This window comes from Methanosarcina baikalica (assembly GCF_031461075.1).
Lineage (GTDB): Archaea > Halobacteriota > Methanosarcinia > Methanosarcinales > Methanosarcinaceae > Methanosarcina > Methanosarcina baikalica.
This window is the reverse complement of the sequence record NZ_JAVKPK010000021.1, coordinates 1-25584: the sequence shown is the minus strand read 5'-3', so window position 1 is coordinate 25584 and position 25584 is coordinate 1. Positions and strand designations below refer to the sequence as shown.

The window sequence follows — 25584 nt, the reverse complement described above, 5'->3', positions numbered from 1 at the left end:
TATTTTCATATAAATTAGCATATACAATGTGTTACGCTTTTAAGGAATTGTATATATAATGTATACATTTCTGAATAGCTTTTTATGCTTAGACAGCATATATACACATGTTAAACACATGAAAACAATGTGTTGACAAGTGGGATATGGTATGGTAAAACTGCAAAAACAAACACGCGGCAACTACATGGTTGCAGTAAACAAACAATTTCTTAAGGCTCTCGGTTGGCGGGAAGATGAAGAGCTTCTCCTCTGCCCTTGTAATAAAAATTCGTTGAAATTAGTTCCTGTATCAAGGGAGTGATTATAATGAAAAACGTTTTACTATTGTCTATACTGCTGCTTTGTGTGCTTGTTGCACCTGCGAGTGCAGCACATTCTTCGGTTGAAATAACGGTTAGTGGCTCAGCACCTGCTGGATATGAAACACCTGTTACAGTGCCTCATCTGTCTGGAATGGATTCAACTTATGCGAACATAAGGTTCTTTGCTGATGACACAAGCGCGCAAAGTGGTACGAGCTTACCTTATTGGGTAGAGAGTTACACCGCGTCAGCAGCAAAAGTGTGGGTACCTCTTCCAGCAGGAACCACAGAAATTTACTGTGAATGGGGTATCCCAGGAGAAACTGCATCAGAATCCAACGGTACTGCTGTATTTGCTTGTTTCGACGACTTCAGCGGAAATAACCCCGCTGCATGGTGGTATTCAGAGCCTGCCTGGGTCAGTGTCCATGACGGGGTTCTTGACGTAAGATCCGTTAACATTGACGTTTCAGCAGTCCCTAATAGTGCTCAATACCTTCCTAATCATACAGTAATGATGAGGACTAAGACAGCACATGCAGGGGCACTTGTGACAGATGTGTTTGAAAGGCCGGCTGGATTTTACATAGGGTCATATGAAACATTCTTTGGTATCGCTGATGCCGTCGCACCTTCCCCCAAGATTGCTAATGTTTATACCGCCTCGTCGATTACTTACGTCACAGAACCCTGGAACGCTAACACCTATTATACAGTCAATTACACAAGAACGAACACAGCTACCAGCGTATCCTTCAATAATTACACGGAAACAGACACAGGAAACGTATTCCCAGGTGTCTCAAACGTAAGGATAAGGGCTGTTTCCACATCTGCTTCAACGACTGCGGAAATCTGGACAGACTGGTTTGCTATCAGACAATATGTGCCTGTAGAGCCTGTTGCCTCTGTCAGCAGTACCGTGGTAACCACCTCAGACATAAGCTTTAGCCAGGATGATGAAAGCGGAAGGGCACCATTTACTGTGCATTTCACAGATACGTCAACAAACGTGCCTACATCCTGGGCATGGGATTTTGGAGATAGTGGCACATCAACTGCACAGAACCCGAGCCATGTGTTTAGCTCACCTGGTACCTACACAGTAACATTAACAGCCGGCAATGCCCTCGGCACAAGCACAGCAACAAGCACAGTCACAGTGGAGCTTACACCTGCATTTAGTGCAAATGTTACTTCAGGTACAGTACCAAGAGTAGTGCAATTCACAGACACCTCTGCAGATAGCCCTACATCCTGGTCATGGAACTTCGGAGACGGGACAGCCTCAACTGCACAGAGTCCTATGCACGTTTACACTGTTGCAGGAACTTATACAGTAAGTTTGACAACACACAACGCTGCAAGCTCCGGTACTGAGACAAAAACGGGTTATATGGTATTGTTAGATTTACCAGCGACGCACTTTAATTACATTCGTCAGAGCAATCTTACTTACAACTTCCAAGATCTATCACTGAATGATCCTACGTCTTGGGCCTGGAACTTTGGAGACGGAAGTACAGCGACAACACAGAACCCAACACACACATATGCTGCAGGCGGGTCGTACAATGTGACTCTCACAGCAAGTAACGCATACGGTAGTAAACTGTCATATGTGCTTGTGGACACCTCATTGTCGAACACACCGCAGCTTACAGCAGTAGGAGAGACTTGGCAGCATGTAGCGTTTAACGAGTCAAAAGAGTTTAGCTTTACTACTCCCTACGGTGTGCTTACAAGTCACTGGTTCATTAATGACGTTGAAATCAACTACACAAGCATGAATATGTCATATACATTTGATATGCCAGGAAGGGCCTATAACGTTTCTGTCTGGGCTGAAACAACAGAAGGCAATTCCAGTATGCTTGAGTACAGAGTTATGGTAGGTAGGGAAATAGCCACAGAGCACGTAGTACCTTTCAATGACACAAACTATAACAATTTAATGAATAGCACATTGGATATGGATACAGACGGCATAATGACAAGCTTGTTTGCACCCTTTACTGATATAATGGGAAGAATGGCTTACCTAGTATTATTTGTGTTGCCGTTCGTGTTTATGTGGGTCAACCAAGGTAAACTAACAATTGTGACAACTCTTGCTTTGATAGTTGGGTCCTTGCTGATAGGATTTATCCCGAGTCAGTTTGTAGCCTTCATATCAATTGCTATAGTGCTGTCATTCGCTTCGGCATTTTACCGGCTTTCACGGGGGCCATGAGTGGAAAACCACTCATATTTTCTTTTAAGTGTATACATTATACATAAAATTAGGTAGCTATTTATCCTCAAACAACATATACACATAGTAACCTTGTGCTATAAATCGCAAGGTGTTAGGAGTGAGAAAAATGTTTAAGCTAAGCCCAAGGACTAAGTGGATGTATGTAATAGGGGCCTTTTTAGGCATCATAGGTATTGGAACGATGTTTCTGTCAGTGTCTTCAGGGTTACTGTATCTTTGTGTGGGTGCAGTTGCCTGCGGTATGCCAAAGTTTTTTGGTGGTATCACTCCCACCAATTAACTCTTTTTTCTTCGTTAAGCGAGCCACAGAGAAGCCCAAGGCGAGGCTTCGTCTGTTAGGGTGGTGTGTTTATATGTAGGCTTTCACAGAGGGCTTTAAAACAGACTGCTTTTTCTATGCATTTGTTGAAAAAGTACCATAACTAAAAAGCAAAAGCTTTTCTCAAAGATAATTGACACTTACAGAGAAACGTCAACTATCTTTTAAGTTTTCTCAGGATTTTTGCATAAAAAGTAGAAAAGTTTAAAGAAAAAAGCCAGGATCTCAAAAGATAGTTTACAAAATTACTAGAATTGTAAACTATCGTTTTTGTCCGAGTCCGCCTAAATAAGGACAAAAACTGATAAAATTTCTATTTTTTGGTAGTTTGTTTATATACCCCAAAAGCTCGTGCCTTTTAATGTCCTATATTCTTGTAAAGTAGGAAATTGTCTCAAAAATTACTGGTTTTATGTATTATTTAAATGAGTATTCAAAGCACTAATCAAATGACCAATAAATAGTCAAAAATAGCCTAAAAACGAACTGTTAAAAAAGTACCCCTTTTTTCAGAAGTTAAAAAAGAATACTCACAAAATCCAAGCCTCATCTTTACCCCCTAAATAAATCCTATGAGAGTTAAGATGTTCATTGAGGATAGCAGGAATAATTATTAATACAGAATATATTTATCGCGTTACGGATATGATCTGAAGGAATAAGGTCTCGAATATCTGGAGGTAAAGTCCAAACTTGATTCTTGGAAGATTTGATGAAAGCCACATACATGAATATTTAATAAATTATATAAAAGTTAATATATTTAATAGAAAAAAAATCTCATTTCTCACAGTAATTGTCGGACAGCCTGTTTAGGGCGGGGAGACAACCCGCCCAAGTTGGGATAATTGGCAGGAATAACCAAACCTGCACAAAAACTGCATTTCAGATCAGATCGACTTTGAGTCTGCATCAATAAGTATGAGTCAAATCTATATGAATTTTGTTTCGATGTTTTACCATGCTCTTTTGCCTATAAACTTTACGACTAATAGACATCCTGAAGTCAAAAGAGAAATAGGCTCCTTGGCTGAAACTGGCACAACTGCAACTGCAAAAGAAGAGCCTAAAAAGCTGATTTCTTTACGAGTTGCCCTTTCCTGTAAAGATAAATAAAACTTATATTAAATCACTTCTTCTGCTTGCTTAAACTCATTTAACATGTTCTTTATTTCCTTGAATAGCTCATCAGACCGATCTAAATTCCTTGGGTCAACTTCACTATCAAAAGCTATACGTTGCATCTTTTCTGCAGTGTCTACAATCCGATTAAGCCATTCCTCACTTAGCAGATCACGAGAGCTAAACTTGCTACTAACATATGTAAATAGTTCTGCATATTGTTTCAGTAAAAAAATTTCTTGTCTCGGATTTTTCCTATAAGAACCTTCAGTTTTAACTTTCCAATCTTTTATGCAAACTAAGAAAACTTCTATTAAAGTTGCTCGCGATAATTCTTCAAGTTTTTCATTAGCAATTTCAGCATCAAGAAACCTATTTAACAGCTGAGATATGATGGGAATAAAGGCAATGCTTGACGGATCGATCATAGTGTATACTCCTTAATTATAGATTTAATACAGAACCTGAACATTTTTATTTGCGAGAAAATATTAGCAGTGTCGCTAATTTGCTGTAAATTCAAAGGCTAATGTCTAAATATTCACAGATAGATACATAATCTTTTTTATTTATTCTCGATAGAGCAGAGTTGATTGACTTTATCGATTGCTTTTTAGCATGTCTTCTACGTTCCTACTTTCTTATTTTTGTAACAGCTGTTACAACTGTTACAATCTCATAGATAACATATGCTACAACCCAGAGACTGTACAAGTTGTATGACGAAGCCTGTGACTGCTTGAAAGCTGCTAAAAATTAGAGAAATGCAGAGCTTTTACATTAAAACCTATGTATTTTTCCAATTCAGCGACAACGTGCCCATGTTCTTGAATATGCAAAATCATTTCAGGATACAACACTAAATAGAAAGGGGAAAATAATAGGCCAGAAAACGTTACATTTAGAATTTGATTGATCCAGCATGTTACATTTGAAACGGGGAGTTAATAGAGATGTATACGTTAGAAGCTATGGAAATTGAAATACTTACTCATCTGTATGAATTGGGGGTACTTAGTCTATGTGGAGGTTGGGAAAGGCAATCAAATTTAGATGAAAATTCAGTTGAGAGATTATACCGTGCTAAACTTGTGGAAAAAAATATTTCATCACCTGGATTTATACGTTTGTCAGAACGTGGCGTTGGCGCAGTGTTATTTGGGTTCTATAATGCAGAAAAAATTACAGAGCTATTATAAATTTTGGAAGGGATCGAACACATTCGGCAGTGTAACAAAAGTTCTGTTAATATAAGAGGATGAAAAGTCACTGGCTATGCTAACAAAATTTCTGTTTTCTATTTCATTAATGCATAGGTTTTGTGATAAAACCTATGCATGTAGTTAGATAAGGAAGCTGAGGAAGAAGAAATAGAAGAGATCCCAGCACCAAAAGAGCCTGATAAAGACATCGAGTTTAAAAAGGAAGTAGCAAAAGAAGTGATGAAAAAGCTTGATGCTGCCACAATATCAATTAACGGTGCCAGTCAATTGCATGTGTTTTCGGTTAGAATGGGAATTGCTGCATTTTTGCGGCGTTGGGCAAAAATACTCAGCTAGTAATATTCGAAATTACTTTATGCGGAGTGAGAAGTATAGATCTTCCTTCATTGGAAAAGAATATCCAGTTTGGTTTTGTGGGTCCCATAACTCCATTATTTGTCCCGCTACTTTTGTTCCTCTGATTATGTGCGTTTTCCATCCAATGAAATATTCTCCATTTTTGCATTTGTTTATGTGGTTGAAGAAATCGGTATAGTTTTCAAATCCTAACATCTCAACATTTATTCCTAGTTTTTTTAACATAGTATCTTGGAATATTTGTATGCTTATACGCATATGCCCCAGACTAGAATCGAATGTTTCTAACCCTTTGTCAAGATAATCTGCCAATACACATAAGTAGCAATTCGGAGTATCCTCTTTGGCACCTAATTTTTTTTTACTTGCGCCCACCTCAACAGCTTTCACAGCTGTGGACGCTGAACTCCCCTTTGAGAAAACACCTCCCCCCAGCTGGAAATCCATCGGTACAATCTGAGATAGCTGTGTAGTTTCAGATGATCCCGCAACTGTGGCTTTTTTACATGTCATCATTTGAGTAACACTCTTCCCAAATTCATCAGCCTCATGCTCTAATTTCACATCATCATTCACCGCCACATCCTTTAACTGAATGGTTGGTCGTACCCTGCTCTCTTTCTGCTGTACCACATGCCAAGTTTCATGCGGTAAATGCTTCTCTTGCCCTGGAGCTATATGAATATCCGTTCCCTGTGTATATGCCAATGCTCCTACATTAGCAGGTCCATCTGAATTATAATGCACCTTTACATCGCTCATATCAATTCCAGACAAAGTTTCCACGCCAGCCTTAAGGTTATCAGGCATTCCGGTATTATTCTCTGTCTTTGCCTGAAGTGGTTCTTCCTCCTCTGGAATTTCTTGACGCTGGACAGCTCCTATCATTTTTCCTTGCAGAGTTTTTTCTTCTTCCTCCAACTCCTGCCTCTGCGTGATAGGGGCTGCGAAAAACGAAGGGCTGGAAATTTCAGGCTTGCTTTCAAATTTGCCTTGAAGAGGTTCTTCTTCCTCTGGGATTTCTTGGCGTTGTACAGTTTCAGCCATTTTGCCCTGCAATGGCTCTTCTTCCTCAGGGATTTCCTGCCTCTGAACGCTTTCAAACTTACCTTGTAAAGGTTCCTCTTCCTCCGGAATTTCCTGACGCTGAACTGTTGCCTGCTGAGCTGTGGAAGTATTTCCGAGACTTGAAAGCAGCATCCCAACTGCCCGATTTCCAATGGTACGCTGAAGCTGCATAATGTCAGCATGAGTGAGGGATCTCGGGTTGATTTTGGCACGCTGGATGATAGAATAAGTATTTGATGCGGGTGTATGGCTTAGGGGGATTGCTTGCTTTTGAAAATTGGTATCCGGTTTTTTGGATTGCTGCGCTTGCTGGTGCTCTGCCATGATTAGACATCCCTGAGAAAGTTGAATATGAGATACTTAAAAAAGTTAATAATATTGAAACATGACTAATATATAATACTTCTTAATTAATTTAGATTTTTGTAAATGTCTTTTTGCAGTAATGTAGAAAAAGGTCTGTAAAGGTATTTTCCAAAAAAAGTGATTTATTACGGCGAGATCGATATGCCTTACGAATAGCAACAAAATCTGATAAATTATAACACTTTTCATTATATTTGCAAGAATTGTTTGGAGTTTATTACTCTCAATTATTTACTCCACAAAATTGTTTCGAAATCCAAAAATTCTCCTGATTGTCAGACTGCATTTTGTTTACTCACCATATTAAATCGTTACCGTCTAAGACCTGCTATGTGTTTAGGTTAAGTTTCATTCCATGGTCTATGGAATGAAACTTAACCTAAAAATCGCTATAATCATTATCACTAGACATTATAATTTTGTACTAGGAATTTTTTCCTATATAACCCCACTAGTAAATGCAAAAAACTATGAGAAACACATAGGTAAAAACATAAAACATTATCAGAAAACCTTTTTATAGTGCATACTTTCAGTATTTGCCTGGGTAGCAACAAATTGCTCAAATTGTTGATAGCTGATCAGAGTAAAAAGAGTAAACCTTTTCACTGATCTGTGGTAGTATAACTGAAAAAGAGAAAATAAGTTAAATATGGTAACAAATGTTACTAAAGCAACCCATCTTTGCATATACTCAACATTGCTATTTTCTGCAGTATTCCGCCCCTTACAGTATAATAAGGCGATCCATTTGAATCCAGGAAAACCCAGCTGGGGGTTAAACCTGTATGAAACCTGTCTTCTGGATGGTCACCTTCTGCGGAGTCACATACCACTAAATCAGCATACTGCAGACATTCAGGGTCATTTAAAAACTTGTCAACCTCTGGTTTTGCTCGTCTACATGGCAGGCATCCCTCACTGTCCGTGAAATAGATTATCTTTTCTTTTTTCTGCATTTTCAGGCTTCTGTAAACCACTAAACGGCTTAAGATCGTGTTAATTGATTCATCAGGGTGAACACGTAGCTCATTTAGTCTGTCCACAGTTTCAGATCTGATTCGAATCGGTTTTGATTCGCCACACATCACAAAAACAGCTTTTTTACCGTGGGCTAACATAAAAAAACGCCCTTCTATGTCACGTTTGATAGAAACTTCTTTTGGGTCGTACTCGTCAATGAGACCTCTCACAACATCTTCAAAGTCCCCTATCTCTGTGATCTTGTCTATTAACCTGCAATTCAATCTTTGAACTCTACTCTTTTCTTCCATATATGTAACATATGTTACAAACTATTTAAGTGTAACGTTTGTTACAATAGTTTTTGTAACAGTTATTACGTTTTTTATAAGTAACAACTGTTACAACACAGAGACTGTACAAATCGTATGAAAAAGCCTGTGACTATCTAGGGAATTTATTAGTCTAAATTTCAGATAGGTCAACAGTATTATTTTATTAAATAAGATGAAAACTCGCTCGACTCCTCTTTTAGATTTTGAATATGAGTTAAGGCATTATTCTCACATATATACTTTACAGCCAAAGTCTCTAACAATCAAAGATCAGGAAATAATTCTAGATTCAAAATGAGTATGAAAATTGCATTGTTTAAGAGTTTATACGTAATACTTATAAGGAGTTAACAAAAAGTAGTTTATGGAGTCCAAATGTACTTTCCAGGTTCGTCTGAACTCCATAATATATGCCTAAAAGGCATGGTTATGTTAGCTTTGCGTATATTTAAGGCTTAGCTTACCTGATCCTGCCTCCTGGGAGATAAACAGGAGTAAGACAAATGATCAAGAACAAATTTGGAGTAGGAATACTTCTTTTGGCAGTACTAGTTAGTATGGCATTAATACCAGCTGTTAGTGCACAGAAAGAAAATGACTATAGTGTAACTGCTGAAGAAGCCTTTAAGCATGCTAACGCGAACATGATATCTTTTATAGCAGCCGACGCACCAAACTTTGAAAGCTGGACAGGGGCATCTATTGATCCTAAACCAGTTGAGCTTTATGACATAAATGGTCAGAAACTATTTTATCAATTTTCAGTATATAAAGCAAAAAAATTAATAGGTACAATCGACATTTATGCCAATAAAACACTGGGACATTCACTCAACGACATTACATTTGACCCATACCTGTTTAACAAGACCAAAACTATGGAAAAGTCAATAGATATCGCAAAAAAAAATTACCCAACTGGAAAAATCAAATCAACCAATATGGTTGTGTACAGTTATCCAAGAATAGGGGCAATGACTGTAGTAAAGGATAAAACAACAGGAGCTGAACATCGGATATTTGTAGATGCATACACTCTTGAAGAAGTACAAGACAAACCTGCAACTGAAACCGAGCTCGGAGTTCGGTCAATGTATGAAATGAAATTGAAGAGTGGAGTGGAAGAGAATTTAAAGGAATGGCAGAAAAGTGATCGACTCACAAAAACTGTAGAACAAGCAGCTGCTAATAAGGGAGTTGATATTAATGTGGCAGTCACTGAAGAAAATATTAAAAAACTCAGTGGCGATGCAACGACGGCGGCTTCAACAAGTGTAAAACTTGGTGTTCCCCTTCGTGGACAAGAAAACGGTATTTATTGCGGCGAAGCATCTATCCAAATGATTTCTCTGTACTATGGAAGACCAACCCCATCACAAACGTCTATCTATAACTATTTCTTCGATTCTGGAGACCAACCTTCTGGGCTCAGAACTGATGAAGTGATACAATGGGCTGGAGATAAATGGGGAAAAACGGGATCTCTAGATACTAGTTTGACTAATTCGGAAGTTGTTACAGAGATTGACAATCATAGACCTTTTTACAGTATTATTCCTGGGCATTATCGAGTTTGTAAAGGATATCTAATTCAAAATGGGTATTTCTATATATATATTAATGATCCAATGCCTGTTGGGTCGAATGGTACAGCAAAAATTGAATTAGCCTCCAGTCAAGAAACTAAACGCATATATGTAAGCTAAAATTTCCCAGAGAGTTCGATAAACTTCTGGTTTCAAAGGTTACATATACACTTTATATATGACCAGCCAAAAAGTGGAGTTTATCGAAATTCTCTTTATTTTTCATATGTTTATTAAAATCATGATACAAACTACTTAGTGTATCGATTCCAAATTATGGAAATAAAACTAGACTTTGAAATCAACACTGATCAATGAGTTTCTCATAAAAAAACTACAGATGGACACGGATAAACACGAATTGAAATCATCTGTGTTTATCCGTGATTTATTGAGGATATATGGAATCGATGCACTAGTTAGACAATAAAGAATGTTTTTATCCTGAAATTGACTAAAATTAATGAAGAATTTAGAAAAATATCCTAGTCCAAATTTTTTGATAATGGCACTAGCATGAAAGACAAACACTGCTTGGGGATAAAAATGAAAAGTAAAACTATATCAACAATACCAATTGCCACTTTTTCGATTCCACTCCCATGTGTGGCAATGTCTAATAAAGCACGCAGAGAAAATACCCTCATAAGAGCTTTGGGAATAACAGGACTTGCGATTTTAATACTGGTAGGCGTAGCAGGTGCAACTCCATTTGCATATGTGACGAGTCTGGGAGTCGACACTGGAACGGTCTTTGTAATTGACACAGCAACCAACAATCTTAAAGCTGTGGTGCCTGTAGAAGGCTGGCCTGGAGGAGCTGCAGTCAACCCTGCAGGAACAAAGGTGTATGTGGCGGACTTATCAGGCACAGGCACCAATGTCTTTGTAATTGACACAGCGACAAATACGGTTGATGCCGCAGTAGATGTGGGAGTTTATCCTTGGGGAGTTGCAGTCAACCCGACAGGATCAAGGGTTTATGTGACGAATCGTTACAGTGTGGTGGGTAATGACAGCAACAATATCTCTGTAATTGATACATCTACAAACACTGTAATGGACCCGGTTAATGTGGGGCTGAGTACTTATAACGTTGCAGTCACGCCGGATGGAAAAAAAATCTATGCTACGAACAGTCGTAACAACACTACCTCTGTAATTGATGCGGTTACAAACAAAGTTACAGACACTGTTCCTGTAAGAGATCATCCTTCTGATGTTGCAGTTAGTCCAGATGGAACAAAAGTGTATGTGACCAATACAGGCAGCAACGATGTTTCTGTAATTGACACAGCAACTAACACTGTTACAGCTACTGTGCCTGTAGGAAATGGTCCTGGTGATATTACAGTCAGTTCAGATGGAACAAAAGTATATGTGGCAAATTGGCAAGGCAACAATGTTTCTGTGATTAACGCAGCAACAAACACTGTTATAGCTACGGTGCCTGTAGGAATTACTCCTTTAGGAGTTGCAGTCATTCCTGATGGAACAAAAGTATATGTGACAAACGCCGAAAGCGACAATGTCTCTGTTATTGACACAGCCACAAATAAGGTTACAGCGACTGTGAATACAGGGAAATATACTCTAAATTATCCTACTGGAGTTGCCATTGGACCTTTTATAGGTTCTAACATGACTGATCAAAGCACAAGGGCAATTTCCAATGTAACTGAAGATATAGGAATTAAAGAAACTAACTTATCATCATCTAAAGTAAAAAACGTTGTCGTACTCAATAATTCAAACAATAGTGATTCCGAATCTGATAATAGTGATAGCTCAAGTGGAAATGAATCGAGCGAAAATAACTCTACTCCAGGCTTCGGATTATTAGGCGGCGTGACCAGTCTTTATGGAGGATGGTATGGAGGATGGAAGCTCAGGAAAAAGTAATGCATGCTTACTTTCAGGCTCACGCTTGAGTTTTAGAGTTTGCTCTGTCTTTTTGCTTAAAAAGAAAGTATAAGCCTTACAGGGTTAAAAAAATAAAAATAAAGGTTGTCGTAGATTCACACCCACGATTTAAGCAACAAATTCGTATTTGGGCTGCTTTTTCTTAGCAGTGTACACGGCGTAAACGGCATCACCGTTAATAACAAACTTTTTGACCCTGGCTGAATACCCATCTTTCGCACGTGCACGCGCGTAGCCTGACGCTGATTCCTTGTACCCTCTGTAAGTCGCTTCTTTCCTGTACCTTTTGCCTGAAACTTCTATTGTGGCAGGAATTGTGACCTTCTTAACCTTCTTTGCAGGTGCCTTTGCTTTTACCTTTCTGGGGGTCACTGTCTTTGTGGTTGCACTAGCGCGCCCGCCTGGTCTTGCAAGCAGGAAAGACTGTGTTTCACCATATCCGTTTTTCCCTGTGGCTACTACAACAGAGTACCCGTCCCTTTTGAGCCTTGCTATAGCATATTCAAGACTTTTCGACCCTGGCTCATACGCTCCTTTTCGTACATAACCCTGATCTTCCAGAGGTAACCGCTTTTGCTGGTGATTTGCAGCGAAACTCACATTTGCTTTCACATTACTAGTAGTCTTCTTGGTCATCACAATAAACTTTTTCGCATGGTGTTCAATAAACCCTGATTTAGTAGGCTTCTTGGAAGATTTTACAAGGCTTCTGCTGCTTCTCTCACTGCTCTTTTCACTCTTCTTTTGTTTAAATATACTGAAGATCCCCATGTTTTTCAACTCCCAAATTGTTAAAAGAGGGTTTTTAAGCCCTCGAAACTCTTTTTGTGCTTCTCTTTGTCGTTTTTCTTGTTGCTGCCTTCTTACTTGGCAGATCGAATACTGAATTCAGGCTACCTAGTGTGTTTTTGAGCTGTCTAGTTAACTGTACCATGTCTTTCTGTGATTTTAGTACCTTCTTCTCATCTGTCTGTCTCTTCTTTCTAAATATTACAGTCTCACGGGTTGTTGGTGGTATAACCGTTGTGCTGCCTCTGCCTGTACCGCTTCCACTTCCTGAAGTAGAGTATGTTCTACTTTCGGAGTACCCTTTACTTGAAGTCTCAGTTGTGGTCCTGCTCGGTGAGGATCTACTGGGTGCTGTCCTGCTTGGGGCTTTTTTACTGGAGGAAGTCCTGCTTGGTGTAGTTCCACTTTGTGTTGTCCTGCTTGTTGATGTCCGAGAGGTTGCAGCCCTTGAAGTTGAAGTCTTGCTGTTTACTGCTCTTGAAGTCTTTGACGCTGAAGCCTTTGACTTTGTACTTGTTGAAACCTTACTATCAGAGCCTGCAGCCTTCTTACTAACGTAGGCAGAGTGTTTTACAGGCGCATTTTTTGAACTTGCGGTTTGCGCTGGGCGTATTTTGCTTTCTTTTGACAGTTGATACACCTTACGTATTGAAGCCATTGATTTTGAAGTAAGCAGTTTTTCTAAAGGCACTACTCTTACGCCCTGCCTTGGCTGTTTACTCTCTGAAGAGTACACCTTTTGCTTACTGTCCTCACTGACTTTTTTAAACCTCTCTGCAAGTTTCTTTTTCTGAGATGCTGTTAACTCCCTTTCGCCCATCTGTCCTGCTGGAATCTTACCTTTTTCAGCAAGAGCACGATATTCGGTAAGGGTCACAACTCTACCGTTATACTTGAAATACCGTTTTTCTGTGTTGATTCTCTTCAGTACAGTGCTTGGAGTGATAGTCGCTTCAGTCTCTGCTCTCCCTTTTTTAATATTTCTCTCAAACTTGAAAGTTATGAAAGCGTCACCCTTATCTGCTGTCTCCATTGCCTTCTGAGTTGCTTCAAGGTCCAAACGAATCTCTTTGGGCATCCTTTTTACTTCGCCTGGCAATCGGATCTTCTGGACAGTTGGGAGACTGCCAGGTGTACCGAGCACAGCATCGACAACATTCTTAGGTGTTGACTTCACAGCGTCCTTAAGCTCAATTACTGAGGTTGGATGGACACCTTGTTTGCCTAAAGCCCTGCTTGCAATCACTTTTGCACTAGCCTGAAGATCTGCTTTTGTAACTTTTCCTGCTGCTCCTGCAAGGGTGGAGATGTCCACAGAGAGAGCTTCAAGAGTTCCCAAAGGCTTAGTGTCCTTTGATATTCTTGCGAAATACATTGACGCCCCGGACTCAAGAGGTGCGACGTACAAGCCCGCCTGATCGCTCTGACGAGCCACTGACGCTCTTACTTTTGGATAAATTGGTGTGGGCGATGCGTGGTAACCAATTGATTCCCCTTCAGCGTCCTTGAAAGACTCTATTGTCTCCCTGACAGGAGTGCCGTGTTTTGTCATTGGGAAGGCTGTTTTTCCTGTGAGGACGTCTGAGGACACAATACTTTCTACCGGAATTTCAACACCGCCACGTGCCCTTATTCTGTCTATGCCTTTGAGTGCAAGCGCGTCACCTTTCTTGAACCCGATACCTCCAATTGCAAGATTTACTATTGTTCTGGAGAGTTCTTTGTAGTCTCCTTCTTTCCTGAGATTATTGACATCAACTGCCAGAGATCCAAGCATACCGAAATTCACAACTTTTTCTGTGTAATTTGCTGCAGTGTAGAGTCCTTTTGAAGCTGCTGCCCTTACTGCACTTTCTGCACCTATGCGCGTTGCACCGGTGCGTAATGCAAGGTTAGCACCTAATCCAACACCTTTTATAACTGTACCTGCAACAACACCACCTGCGACCATTAAACCAAGGCCAGCAGCAGCAGTCACAGGTTTAGCTTTTATGTTTGCGTAGCTCTCCCCGACATAAGCGTCAATCCCGCCCAGGACTGCATTTTCCTTGATTGCGGCCTCTTTTGAAGCTTTTGCGTTAAATGTGACCCCTTTGATCGATTCTTTACCTTTCTTTGTAATTGCCCATCTGCCCGAATCATTGATTGTGATACTAGTGTTTGCCAGAGCACTGTTTACAATGCTGTTTACTCTCTCTATCTCGGTAAACATTGGAGTAATCTGCCTTGCAAAGCCTGCGTCCAGGGCTTTTTGTGATGTGCTCAGGGTTGTTTTAACATTTTCAGATAGATCCCCCTGAGAAAGTTTTACTAGGAAAGCGCCGTCTCTCGCACCTTCAGAACCTTTTTTTGCTTTGCTTTGGAGATATGCCCCCGCTGCGCCTATTTTCTTAGCTAGAGACTTTTCCAGCTGAGAGGTAAACACACCATCAACAGTGTTATATTTCTCCTTCTGCTCTGTTTTTGCAGATCCAGACATTCTGTTGAGTACATAACTCCTTGCCTCTTTGATAGTTTTTACATCCTCGGCACTTGTCGAGCTTGTAACAGGGATTGCTGCATTTTTAATAGCGGCTTTAAGTGTGCTCTGATATTCCTCTGCTGACTTGCTGGCTGCTACAACCTTTCCGGACCTGTCAACTGTGACGATTCTAACGGAACCTGCACCTGTCCCGAAAAGCCCGTTTGCCTGGATTGCATCGATTATTTTACCATCTTTAGCTACTACAACTTTATAGGCAGAACTTGCGCCTTGTGCTGCGGCCGCGTCTTTTTTTGCCTTTGCCTTTCTTTCAGCCTGAACTTTGTTATATTCTGCCTGTGAGGAGTATATTTTCACAGAATCCTTTGCGTCATTACCTTTTCTCTCATGCTGTGAAATCCATGTTCCATCTTTAAGCAAAATTTGGCCTTCGTGGGAAGTAACCCCCGCTGCTTTTGCTTTAGCGCTTGTTTTCTGTGCCTCTGCTTTTACGGATTTAATCCCCTTTACTGCGATTGCTGCTTTCCGCGCTGCAGCAGCGTTACCTGTCCTTGCTGCGATTTCAGAGTAATATGAAGCTTCCCCGTAAACATTCGCCAGCTTTGCCTTAGCGTCTGCGTCGTCCTCGGCTGCCTTAGCTGCTTTCTTTGCGTCGTCAGCCTGCTTCTGTAGCTCATTTGCCCGCTTTGTGGCTGCTGCTTTAACACTTGCATTAGCCGTCTTGCTTGCTTCAGCTCTCGCAGCGATGGCCGCCTTTTCCTTGGTGGCTGCTTCTTGTGCAGCAGACCTTTTGGCATTTGCAGCATTTTGAGCGTCAATTTTGGCTTGTGCAGCTATCCGGTCATTCTCAGCTTTTACTGCTGCATTACGTTTGGCAGTTTCAGTGGCACTCACGACTTGAGCCTGAGCTTGCTGTGCTGTACCCGAGACTGCAGAGGCATTACTGTTACCAGAGCTCGCTGCTTTTTGGGCAGCAATCTTTTGATCTCCGGACCCTGTAGCAGCCTTATTCGTGCTCCCAACATCTTTTGTTGATGTTGCAGGTGTAGCAGCAGTATATGAGTTATTTGTCACTTTTGGAGCAGTATAAGTACCCCCCACAGTTGACGTGTCCATGCCTATGTTTTTACGGAACTGGAGTTCTGTTAAAGCAGGCTGTCCAGCGGCGACTTTGCTCTGATTTTCACGTACGAACTTATTCTGCTGTGCGTGTGAAAGTGTGTATTGAAATGTTTCTCCTTGTGGCAGTCCAGAGGTTTTATTAATGGGTGCTGCTGATTGTGTTACTTGTGCTGCATTAGCCGTGTTGTTTTGGGCTGCTGGCTGTGCTGCTGCCACTGCCTGTACGGGTTGGGCTGAGGAGGCTTTTTCTGTCGAAAGACCTTTTCTCTGTCTATACTGCTCTTCTGTTGTTAGTGGCTGCCCCTGCTGTTGCTGTGTGTTGTTCTCGTTAGCAAGAGCCTTGTACTGATCGTTTGAAAGAGCATACTTATAATTATTGGCTGAAGCTGCTTGTAGCTGCGACGCTGTAACCATTTTTCAAACCACTCCTAAAAATTATTTTTATGGGATCTTCAGAAATCCCGAGTTACACTTTAACTGTCTCAACTTTTACGTTTTTAGCCTTTCTGCGCTTAAGTTCATCTGTCACAGAAGCTCTGAGTTTTGAGATTGTCGCCCTATCAGCAGGAGTGGTCCTGGTTACGGTGGTTATTTTCAATACATACCTGCCCCCCGTGGAGGCTTTTGAAGTTGTTTTTCTTACCGGCATATTTACTACACTTCCCATATAGCTATATAACAGAAAATATATTAATATTCTTATAAAAATATATTTTCTGTTATATATTAAAAGGCTGTGTGAGTATATAAGGCTTTGCCTGAGAAGAAACAGTAGCGGAAGAGACAGTTAAAAGAGAAAAAATAGGATGAAATTTAGGCTAATTTACCAGATAATGTACGCATATTTATGCAGAAGTAGAAGTGCCCCAAAACAGGCACAGGTAAACAACGCCCAGAAAAGAACCGTCCAGTTTGTAGGTTTAAAAAACCTCTGTGTGCCGTCTGGTTCTTCGAACACATCTATACCGTCCTCAGTTGTACCTATATATTTCATACTTAAGCCCCCAGAACTTTAACACTTACACTGTGACCGGCCCGCCCAATGCAGGTTCTTACTCCTTGAGCTGCACATATTGCCGCAACTATCACCACGAATACAACCCCTTCAAATAAGCTCTCATTCCCCATTTCAACCATACACCCACTCCCATTCAAACTTTTATCTGTTCTGCTTCTTTTAAAATTTTTGCTATCCGTCTTACTTCAATCTCAGGCACATGGACACGTGCTGCAATACTGCCAAATGACTCTCCTGCCTCAATTCCCTGTGTAACACCCCTCATTTTCCGCACTTGGGTTTCAGTTACTCCTCTTTCCTTCAGGCGATTAATGTTCAACCCCGTACATTTCAACTGCACTGCTTCAGACAGTGAATATGTCTTAACTGGCGGGATTGACGTTAACTCAAAAACCCTTTTCTGTGCCCTAGCGCGAATCTGCGGGCTCCGTTTTTGTTTTAGGTCTTTCAGTAGGCACCCCATGAGCCTTTTTGCCTTATGCATAGTGCATACCCAACTTAGGGACCAGCCTGGTAGTTTCTGGGCTATTTGGGCACCGTAACTTCCGTCTGCTGCTGCTTTCATATAAGCCTGTAGTGCCTGCTGTTGATATTCGTTTAAATCTAGGTCTTCAAAGTTTGTACCGAGGAGTAACTTTTGGTACTCCTTCAGAATCTGCACCTGATCGGTAACTTCAGGCTTCCCAACCCATTCTGCCTCTGTCTGTATTTCTGTCATTTGTTTTTCGCCCCTTCCCACTGTAAAAATTTTAAGTATATGATTTTTCGTATGATTTAACATACACAAGATACTTCGATTTGGTCTATTACAGCGTTGACTGCCCTCAATTTTGCAAGCACTATCCCGCGCACCTCACAGGCGTACTTTAAGTCTGACTTCTGTTTTTTGGCCTCGTGCGGGTCAGGGTTCAATCTGCCCATGTCGTCAGACAGCTCTGCAATGAAATCGTTAGCGGCTCTTAGGTTCTTGAGGTAGACTTCTTTTATTTCCTTGGCTTCCTTCAACCCGCATTTATTTAGTCTGTAGCGGCTCACCGCTTCAACATCTGAAAGGGTGGTCATTAAAATCCCTTCTTACTTAATGCACTCTTCAACGCCACAAGATAGCCCCGAGATTCCCCAAGAGTACGGATCAAACCGTTTATCTGGTCCATCTTCTCTTTCTGCTCTTCAGCCGCATTAATGTCAATACAATCATTTATTTCTACCAGTTTGCAAACAAGTGCCCGAATCGTGCTTGCGTTATCCTCAAGAACACAATCTAAATTACTGCTCTCGAATGCCCTAGGTCTTACATCTGTCTCTTCTGCGTATAATGTGACTGTTGCCGTTTCAATTGCGTTTATTACGTTTTTTGTGATAAGTTCAGCTGACATGTTTTACACTCCCTGTTTTTCTAATATGTTTTTTGTCTGCCCTATCAAGCGACCCCACTCGCTTTATGTTGTTACTCTTTTACAACTTTCCAAACGTTCATTAAACCGTCATCGATTTCTACTTTCTCAATTTTACCTTCTTTTTCCATTCTTTCCAGGTAGTTAACCGCTGTTGATCTTGCGCAGCCGACCTTCTTAAGAATGTAGCCTACCGTTTTCATCCCGCCATTAATGGCATCAGTGAAATCTTTATCAGTGTACTGCTCGACAAACCTCGCCATGTTTTTTGTCTCCGCGCAGAAAATTCTTTCTGCATATTCTATATATGCTTTAATACTATTTATACCTTTGCCTTCGGAGTCCGAAGGAAATGAAAAGATATAAAAAATATTAATAAGGTTCTTTACTCGAATGCCTTATTGAAAGCTGCCAATAGCTCTGGGTCCACTGTGACTTCGTTCGCGCTATCCATGTTTACTACTGGAGCTGTGTACTTTTCCTCATGCTTCCAAACTGTTTTCACATTGGGTTCAGGGTTACTGATTGCCTCAACTTGAGTAAAATCTTCCTTCGTTACATAACCCTGTTTTGTGAAAACACCTATTAGGAAAGCTCTCCTCACTAAGTCAAGAGTCTCACAAGGTGCCTCACACATCAATGTCTCGTAAGCATCCCGAGATTCAGGGCTTAGTTTTGTCTCAAGCTTTTCAAGAGGTTCTGTAAATGGGTCAAAGTTTGACCCTGTATAAAATCTTTTGAGTACAGGGTCACGCTCAATCCTTGCGTTTGTCATAGTCTTTGAAGTGTCAAGGTGCGAAAGCTCTTTTCTGCTTAACCTCTCGTTGTATTCGTCACCGAACACCAACATACAACAGAGCAAAAGCATTTCTTCAGTTGCCCCGTTTGCCTTTAACTCTGTAAACATGCCTAGGCTTCTTTGCCTGCCATCATCATTAATTCTGAACAAGTCTACCTTGTGATAATTTGCATCTCGCTTGTGCTTGAAAATGCTCTCCCATAAGTCCCTAAACACAGCCCTGCAGTTCAGAAGAACATCTGTAAGGCCAGCGTAAGTATTGAGCAGGCTGTTTATTCTCTCAGTTAATACAAGGGGCATAGAGGGTCTGTCGCTGATATCTATGCTCATTTCATATTTAGTGCCATCTTCATGGATTGACGGGTAACATACGCAGTTATTAGAGCTCCCTACAATATTCTGAGCCAATATATCAAAGCCTAACTCTTGGTGTTGCCCTGGGATAAGTGCAGGTTCATATCTGAAAATCATATGCCCGTATCTCTTAGTACCATGAGTTTGAAAGCACCATTTGGAGGTGTCTAGATCACGAAACAGATAATCTATTATTCCGCTTCTGTACCAATCGATATCAAATACAGATACATCAGAGGCTTTTCCACAAACTATACCAAGATTACAATCTTTCTTTGCATAGGGCTGTATTAAGCTCTCAGCATAAGGCGTTTTTTGCTTCTGGTAGTTCCCAAACACAGGCTTTTTACCTGTACCATGAACTCCGCTCACAGCCTTTTCGAGCGGGTGGACTATAACACCGCATTCGGTATAATGTCTGTACGCTCCCATTATTTCGGATTCTCTATTTTGTCCCATTTTTACACTTCCCACGAATTAGACCAAACTTTCAGGTCTGTAATAGTAAATAGGCTTTAATAGTATTTATACCTTTGCCTTCGGACTCCGACGAAGACGAAAACGAGAGAGGGATATGGAAAAATCAAAGAATTGCACGGGAAAAGGCACGGCAAGAGAGAGAAGAGCAGGAGAGACTTGCACGGGAGAAATACGAGCAAGAGAAAGGTGGACCCTGTGACAGGCGGTATTCTTTACGTTCCAATTAACAGAGAGCTGAGTTTATACACACCTTGCCCGTCTGCTTGAGCCGTAAGCCCAAGGTTGAACGTTCAGTAATAGTTGAGGTAATTCTGTGCCATGTGGTAAATTTTGCACAGGTGGGCTTATAATTGGCAGGTAGGAAAATAGGTCTGAGCAGGGTCACATTGAATAGGGAAAGCTTGTCATTGTGTCTTTTAGTGTGACCTCTCTGCACTCTTGCCTTTATTTACCTTATTTCTCAATCGTGTCTACTGCTAATTTTTTTCCATTCTTTTCCCATTCTTTTCCCATTTTTTACCCATTCATAAATTCTCATAATACACTACTACTGACACTACTTAATAATAAATAACTAATTCTTTACCCATTTTTCCAAGAGAGAGAGTTATTAGAATTTTTTATGTATGCATGTATGTTGAAAAAGTATACACACAAAAAAGTAAGAATCTCAAATCTGGGAAAATGGGAAAAGAATTGATTTTTTACTCAGAAATAGTGTCAACACTATCATGTTATGATAAATTATGAATGGGTAAAGAATGGGCAAAGAAATCCTTCTGGTGTGGAAAAGAATTAAAAAAGTAACAGTAAACGCTTTTTCCCTGAATAGTGTCTCTAGTGCATGGGAAAGAATTAGAGAAGGGGTTTTAAACCCTTTAATCTTCTAGAGTAATGCTCAGGCTTGCGTAATTCTCAAGCTTTGACATTCCGTCAATAAAGTACCTTGTTGCTTTTCGGCCTTTGCTTCCTATTGTTACGGAATGTTCGCCTTCTGTGTCTCTTATATATTCTGTGTCTGTTGTTTCTTCTTTTCTCATTCCTTTTACTTTTTCGAGCAACCCTCCGGCGTCGTTTTTCCTGTCTGTCCTGCCATTAATTGTCCTGTTTATTTTTGTAGTGTCTAATTTTGTCCCTGCTGCAATTTCATTTATAGAGCACCCAATTTCTTTTTGGTGTCCTATGATAAAGTTTACAATTTGTTTTTCAGGTGTGGTAAGTTTTGTTACCGTGTTTTCTGCCCTTGACATGAACAGGACTTTTGCACATTCAAAATCTTCTACTTGTGCAATAAGGTTGCCTTTCTCATCTATTTTTCTTTGTTTATAGTTGAACACTGCATAGCCCTTTATCATGTCACAGAACAGAGGGAATATTCGACTGTTTGACACGTCATTAAAGCTTATTCTCTCTGCAAATGGTATTCGCACATTGAATAACTGCTTTTTTACCATTGCATATATACGCCTGCACACAAGCACCCTAAATGTAACCTCATTAGGGTTTATCCCTTGTGCTTCTAGTGCTCGCTGTTTATCGAACACTCTTTTTTTCTGTTCTGGGCTCGTAATTGTTTCTACTGTTAACCGTCTGTTCATTACTTGATCAGACACATGACTCTCTACACTTGTCAAATACCAGTTGATCCTAGGCGCTATTGATAGGTTTTTCACGTCTTGCTCTTTAACCGTTGCTCTGTATGTTGTTTCTTGGTAGTTTGTTGTAGACTGTTTAAACACTTCCGCCATTTCAGGATCCATGTCTACATCATCTGAGTATATCATAGTCCCTGCTCTGAGCTTCATGTAAAACAAAGCCTTGGCAGAAAGTGAGGTCTTTCTCTTCCACATGTTAGGTACTAAGTGCAAGTGTTTTATGAAAGCGTCACTCTTACCACTACCACTTTCACCATTCACAGATATTTGAACACCTGCAGTATTCAGACAACTCTGCCCTGCAATTGACACGCATATAGCTTCTTCTGTCTTTTCATCCCCTATGTGCTTCTTTGCCACAGTCTTTAAAATGTACTTTATCGGGTTACCTCTGCTCATTATTCTGTCTGCCATCTTTTCAGCCTTATCTATGAGTTCAGGGGCAATACCTTTTTCATCTTGATCTACATCTCTCGGATCTACTTTTACTTTCTTTGCCTCATCTCCACTGACTTCCTCAAGCTTACCTGTGGACTGGTTAAATACAACCTCTTTAGGTGCTTTGGGTTTTCTAACTACAGGTGCAATCTCTTTGAAGTACTTCATTAAGTTATCACACTGGTTGACTTTAAAACCAAAGTGAGGCTTGAACTTTTCATATATTATTACATGCGCGTCGCTTTCTCTGCAAATCCACTCTGCAGGATTAGGCGTTATAAGATTCTCACGTATGATCTCTCTTGCCTGCTCTATGTCCTGAAAGCCATCATGGAGAGGTGTCACAGTTGATAGAATCCCCTCAATATCGATACCAAACCCTTCCATTTTTTAACATCCCCGAACCCGAAACAAACCCGATGACTTTTGTGCGTTCCTTATAATACAGGCTTCTCTCTTATCGACGCAGCCTTCTATCTCCTTTCTTTGTTTGAACTCTACAGACTCCTTCATTTCCCTTGCGTGACTCTGTAACTTCACAATACGAGTATTGAAGCTAGCTCTGTTTGTATACAGCGCGCGCACCCACGGATTGTCCTTAAGAAAAGCCGTCTGAATTTTTGGAATGTTAGCGGGTGCGCTTGTTTTATAAGCGAAAGAGTTATATGCGCCAAGGTCGTATATATGTAATGATAAAGACATTGTTTTTACTCTCCTGAGTCTTTTTAGATTTGGGTACTCTCGGTTTTACGGGGTTCGCTCTCTCCAAAGTTTGAGCCCCTAAGACCTAAAGGACGGTACAACTTTTTTACTGAGCTTCTGTTGGTATTGGCTCGCTGAAGACAGCCTCTAATATAGAATAGAGCATACCAGACATTGACTCGCCAGTTTGTAATCTCTCGGCTTCTATTTTACCGAAAAGTTCTTTGTCAATGTACGCTACGACTTGCACTTTATCATTGTAAATTCTCATTTTTACACACCTGTCTATATTTTTAGTGCTAAGGCTATTTCTGTAACTTACATTATCTTATATGGCTTCAAACCTATATAAAGCTATCGTTTGTCCATACCCTCGGGTATTCCTGCCCCGCTTCCCATTCATACAACGCGCTAATACAATATAAACCTTACGTAAAATAGGGAAGCAGAGAAGCAGTAAATAGAAAAAGCAGGGAAGCATTTTAAGCACCTCCTGCAGTCTGAAAAATAGTCAGTCACATCTGAAAAATTCTTTTAAGAGCGTTTTGCGCATATTATTTTCTTTTTCTTTTTCAAGCATTTTCTCGTATAGTGCTTTTTCCTCTGGGGTTGCATCTGGGTCCAGTGCCGGGGTAGGGGAGGTTCTCAAACTCCCGATCACGTTGCGGAGCTCCTGAAATTCCTGCCTGCTTATTACGTGCCTCTCCGTTTCTGCACGTAGTATCGCGTTTTCGTTTTTTATTGCAAGATATTCGGGGCTTTCTGAGATGTCGAGTTCTTTTTGGATTGTCAGGAAGGGTATAAACCGTTTGTAAATTTCTCGCAGCTTGGCAGGTGATGCCCTAAAATATGCCGCTCTTGTTGCGTCTAGTTGGTGCCCCATAGTGAATTCAACGAAAAAAGAATCAGCTCCTGCATTAAGTAAGGCACTGTTAAAATATTTTCTAATGTTGTGTGATCGAATCAGATTCCAATCACCAGTCTGTGTGTTCTTTTGTGCTTTTTCCGATACTGATCTGTATATTTTAATGAGTGCTGCAGTATCGAGCGCGCGCTCTTCCTCATCTCTGTTTTTAATATATTCCTCAGAAATATTTCTCTTAATAAATAAATAATCTTTATCAGTAAACACTCTCTGCTTTTCCAGCTGATTTTGTCTACGTGTTTCCTGCTTTTTATCCGTCCTTCCTCTGAAATTTAGATAATCTAAAACAGCCTTGCCGGCTTCTGGAGATAAGAAGGTAACAAAATCCACCCCGTTTTTTTCCCTTCTCAATATTAATGTTGTAATCCCTGTTGTCTCATCATATCCCTTTGTGAAGTCTCTAACTTTTAAACTTGTGATCTCATTTGAGCTTAAACCGGAAGAAGCCCCCACCAACAGGACAGCTTTCTCAAGCGGATCGCATATCTTCAAAACCTCTTGCAGATCTTCCTTTGTGGGAATTTTGTTGTGTTTCTCCAAAGGTTTAGCTTTCTTATCTAAGCGTGGCAACTTAGGGAGTTCTATATCAAAAAGCTGATAAAAACTTTTTACGCCTGTCATATACCCTTTTACAGTTATTGGTGCAAGGTTTGAATCTTGTAAATGTTTCCTGAACCCTGTTAAATATTTTTTTATATTTCGCTGCCTCATCAGTCTGCCTGATTTTATTTCTTCTTCTGCTTCAGTTAATAACTCATTTGGGGTCTTTCCTGTCCATTCGGTGAAATGTTTCATTGATAGAAGATAATTTTTCTGCGTGTTAGGCTTAGGACTTAATGTGTCCAGCCATTGATTAATAATCGTGTCTTCCTTTAATTCGCGGACCTCGATAATGAATCCTCCAAAAAGGGGTATGTATTACTTTTACACCTAATATGTCAGTGTATATACATCTTTTGGGGAACATATTTTCCTTTTTGGCTCTTCCACAAAAGTCTCAAGCCTGCGGGCAAGTTCGAAAACCGCAGCTATCTGGGCAGCCTTCGCTTTTCCAATCCCATGAACCTGCATAAGCCTTGAAACATTTGCAAGACTGAGCTGCTTGATACTATACTCTGTTAATATCCGGCTGCACAGATTGATAACATTCTCTTCCTTTGACCCTGTCCTGAGAATTATTCCCAGCAGTTCCGCATTTGAAAGAGATTCCGGCCCATTTCTAATAAGCCTCTCTCGTGGACGTTCTTCTTCGGGAATATCGTGAATCCGGACCTTATTTATTTCCATAATCGACCCCCATCTTTCTTTCCCATCTTTGATTGACAGATAGCAAACTCACGCAGGAAATTTATATGTATAATTACCCAAATTTAGCTATTATCGCGTCAACACTCAAAGATTTAATGATTATGCATAGATGCAATCTGTTTTATACGACATTTTGATGTTGACTATACACTAACTCATTTAAATTGTCCCAATTTAAAACCAAAATTTAAACTAATCAAACTCTTGTTAGATACTATTAAAGTTTCAATATTTGAATCTTCACACAAATAGTAAATTAGTTATTCTGATAATGATTTCTGATAATGATTTCTG

General features: G+C 40.3%; 24 protein-coding genes and 1 pseudogene. 7 read left to right on the top strand and 18 right to left on the bottom strand.

From position 1 onward, the window contains the following. The first annotated feature begins 151 nt into the window (after window positions 1-151). The 3 genes from RG963_RS06840 to RG963_RS06830 all read left to right on the top strand — a co-directional run bounded on the left by RG963_RS06840 (window position 152) and on the right by RG963_RS06830 (window position 3997). Entirely contained in the window at window positions 152-304 is a 153-nt protein-coding gene (locus tag RG963_RS06840; protein ID WP_310575525.1) for a hypothetical protein, read from the top strand. A gap of 5 nt (window positions 305-309) precedes the next feature. Continuing rightward, entirely contained in the window at window positions 310-2538 is a 2229-nt protein-coding gene (locus tag RG963_RS06835; protein ID WP_310575524.1) for a DUF2341 domain-containing protein, read from the top strand. 1279 nt (window positions 2539-3817) lie between these two features. After that, entirely contained in the window at window positions 3818-3997 is a 180-nt protein-coding gene (locus RG963_RS06830; protein WP_310575523.1) for a hypothetical protein, read from the top strand. 8 nt (window positions 3998-4005) lie between these two features. Here RG963_RS06830 and RG963_RS06825 read toward each other — a convergent pair whose 3' ends face one another. Further along, window positions 4006-4431 (bottom strand): hypothetical protein, encoded by a 426-nt coding sequence (locus RG963_RS06825; protein ID WP_310575522.1) that lies wholly within the window; start codon window positions 4429-4431, stop codon window positions 4006-4008. Between the two features lie 525 nt (window positions 4432-4956). Between RG963_RS06825 and RG963_RS06820 the strand changes: the two genes are divergently transcribed. Beyond that, window positions 4957-5202 carry a hypothetical protein gene (locus tag RG963_RS06820; RefSeq protein WP_310575521.1) on the top strand — a complete coding sequence of 82 codons (246 nt, stop codon included), beginning with the start codon at window positions 4957-4959 and terminating at the stop codon, window positions 5200-5202. A gap of 372 nt (window positions 5203-5574) precedes the next feature. Here RG963_RS06820 and RG963_RS06815 read toward each other — a convergent pair whose 3' ends face one another. Beyond that, window positions 5575-6975: an eCIS core domain-containing protein gene (locus tag RG963_RS06815; protein ID WP_310575520.1), complete on the bottom strand. Its 1401-nt coding sequence runs from the start codon at window positions 6973-6975 to the stop codon at window positions 5575-5577. 710 nt (window positions 6976-7685) lie between these two features. After that, window positions 7686-8291: a DUF7557 family protein gene (locus RG963_RS06810; RefSeq protein WP_310575519.1), complete on the bottom strand. Its 606-nt coding sequence runs from the start codon at window positions 8289-8291 to the stop codon at window positions 7686-7688. Window positions 8292-8818: 527 nt separating this feature from the next. On the opposite strand from RG963_RS06810, the gene RG963_RS06805 reads away from it, so the two are divergent. Both RG963_RS06805 and RG963_RS06800 read left to right on the top strand, forming a co-directional pair. Further along, the gene (locus tag RG963_RS06805; protein ID WP_310575518.1) at window positions 8819-10021 is read left to right on the top strand and encodes a C39 family peptidase; all 1203 of its coding nucleotides are present in this window, start codon (window positions 8819-8821) and stop codon (window positions 10019-10021) included. 426 nt (window positions 10022-10447) lie between these two features. Then, on the top strand, window positions 10448-11803 hold the full coding sequence (locus RG963_RS06800) for a YncE family protein (protein WP_310575517.1): 1356 nt from the start codon (window positions 10448-10450) through the stop codon (window positions 11801-11803). 129 nt (window positions 11804-11932) lie between these two features. Here the strand turns inward: RG963_RS06800 and RG963_RS06795 are convergent, their stop codons facing one another. The 10 genes from RG963_RS06795 to RG963_RS06750 all read right to left on the bottom strand — a co-directional run bounded on the left by RG963_RS06795 (window position 11933) and on the right by RG963_RS06750 (window position 20241). Next, a complete protein-coding gene (locus tag RG963_RS06795; RefSeq protein ID WP_310575516.1) occupies window positions 11933-12595 on the bottom strand; it encodes a hypothetical protein in 663 nt (220 codons plus the stop codon). Between the two features lie 34 nt (window positions 12596-12629). Continuing rightward, window positions 12630-16631: a hypothetical protein gene (locus RG963_RS06790; RefSeq protein ID WP_310575515.1), complete on the bottom strand. Its 4002-nt coding sequence runs from the start codon at window positions 16629-16631 to the stop codon at window positions 12630-12632. A 52-nt stretch (window positions 16632-16683) separates the two neighbouring features. Then, window positions 16684-16884 carry a hypothetical protein gene (locus tag RG963_RS06785; protein ID WP_310575513.1) on the bottom strand — a complete coding sequence of 67 codons (201 nt, stop codon included), beginning with the start codon at window positions 16882-16884 and terminating at the stop codon, window positions 16684-16686. A 156-nt stretch (window positions 16885-17040) separates the two neighbouring features. Then, window positions 17041-17211, bottom strand: coding sequence for a hypothetical protein (locus tag RG963_RS06780; RefSeq protein ID WP_310575512.1), 171 nt, complete (start codon window positions 17209-17211; stop codon window positions 17041-17043). 2 nt (window positions 17212-17213) lie between these two features. Continuing rightward, window positions 17214-17354, bottom strand: a complete 141-nt coding sequence (locus RG963_RS06775; RefSeq protein WP_310575511.1) for a hypothetical protein — start codon at window positions 17352-17354, stop codon at window positions 17214-17216. A gap of 14 nt (window positions 17355-17368) precedes the next feature. After that, entirely contained in the window at window positions 17369-17953 is a 585-nt protein-coding gene (locus RG963_RS06770) for a hypothetical protein (RefSeq protein WP_310575510.1), read from the bottom strand. A gap of 56 nt (window positions 17954-18009) precedes the next feature. After that, a complete protein-coding gene (locus tag RG963_RS06765; protein WP_310575509.1) occupies window positions 18010-18270 on the bottom strand; it encodes a hypothetical protein in 261 nt (86 codons plus the stop codon). 26 nt (window positions 18271-18296) lie between these two features. Continuing rightward, a complete protein-coding gene (locus RG963_RS06760; RefSeq protein ID WP_310575508.1) occupies window positions 18297-18611 on the bottom strand; it encodes a hypothetical protein in 315 nt (104 codons plus the stop codon). 71 nt (window positions 18612-18682) lie between these two features. Beyond that, a complete protein-coding gene (locus tag RG963_RS06755) occupies window positions 18683-18892 on the bottom strand; it encodes a FaeA/PapI family transcriptional regulator (protein WP_310575507.1) in 210 nt (69 codons plus the stop codon). Between the two features lie 122 nt (window positions 18893-19014). Next, a complete protein-coding gene (locus RG963_RS06750; RefSeq protein ID WP_310575506.1) occupies window positions 19015-20241 on the bottom strand; it encodes a bifunctional DNA primase/polymerase in 1227 nt (408 codons plus the stop codon). Window positions 20242-20315: 74 nt separating this feature from the next. Between RG963_RS06750 and RG963_RS06745 the strand changes: the two genes are divergently transcribed. Then, window positions 20316-20489 (top strand): hypothetical protein, encoded by a 174-nt coding sequence (locus RG963_RS06745; protein ID WP_310575505.1) that lies wholly within the window; start codon window positions 20316-20318, stop codon window positions 20487-20489. A gap of 651 nt (window positions 20490-21140) precedes the next feature. Here RG963_RS06745 and RG963_RS06740 read toward each other — a convergent pair. From RG963_RS06740 to RG963_RS06720, 5 genes and pseudogenes are all read right to left on the bottom strand, one after another. After that, window positions 21141-22742 (bottom strand): hypothetical protein, encoded by a 1602-nt coding sequence (locus RG963_RS06740; RefSeq protein ID WP_310575504.1) that lies wholly within the window; start codon window positions 22740-22742, stop codon window positions 21141-21143. 3 nt (window positions 22743-22745) lie between these two features. Next, entirely contained in the window at window positions 22746-23057 is a 312-nt protein-coding gene (locus tag RG963_RS06735; RefSeq protein WP_310575503.1) for a hypothetical protein, read from the bottom strand. Between the two features lie 106 nt (window positions 23058-23163). Beyond that, window positions 23164-23328, bottom strand: coding sequence for a hypothetical protein (locus tag RG963_RS06730; protein WP_310575502.1), 165 nt, complete (start codon window positions 23326-23328; stop codon window positions 23164-23166). A 240-nt stretch (window positions 23329-23568) separates the two neighbouring features. Next, window positions 23569-24777, bottom strand: coding sequence for a tyrosine-type recombinase/integrase (locus RG963_RS06725; protein WP_310575549.1), 1209 nt, complete (start codon window positions 24775-24777; stop codon window positions 23569-23571). Window positions 24778-24915: 138 nt separating this feature from the next. After that, a pseudogene (locus tag RG963_RS06720) lies at window positions 24916-25269 on the bottom strand (UPF0758 domain-containing protein); the annotation flags it as partial. Between the last annotated feature and the right edge of the window lie 315 nt (window positions 25270-25584).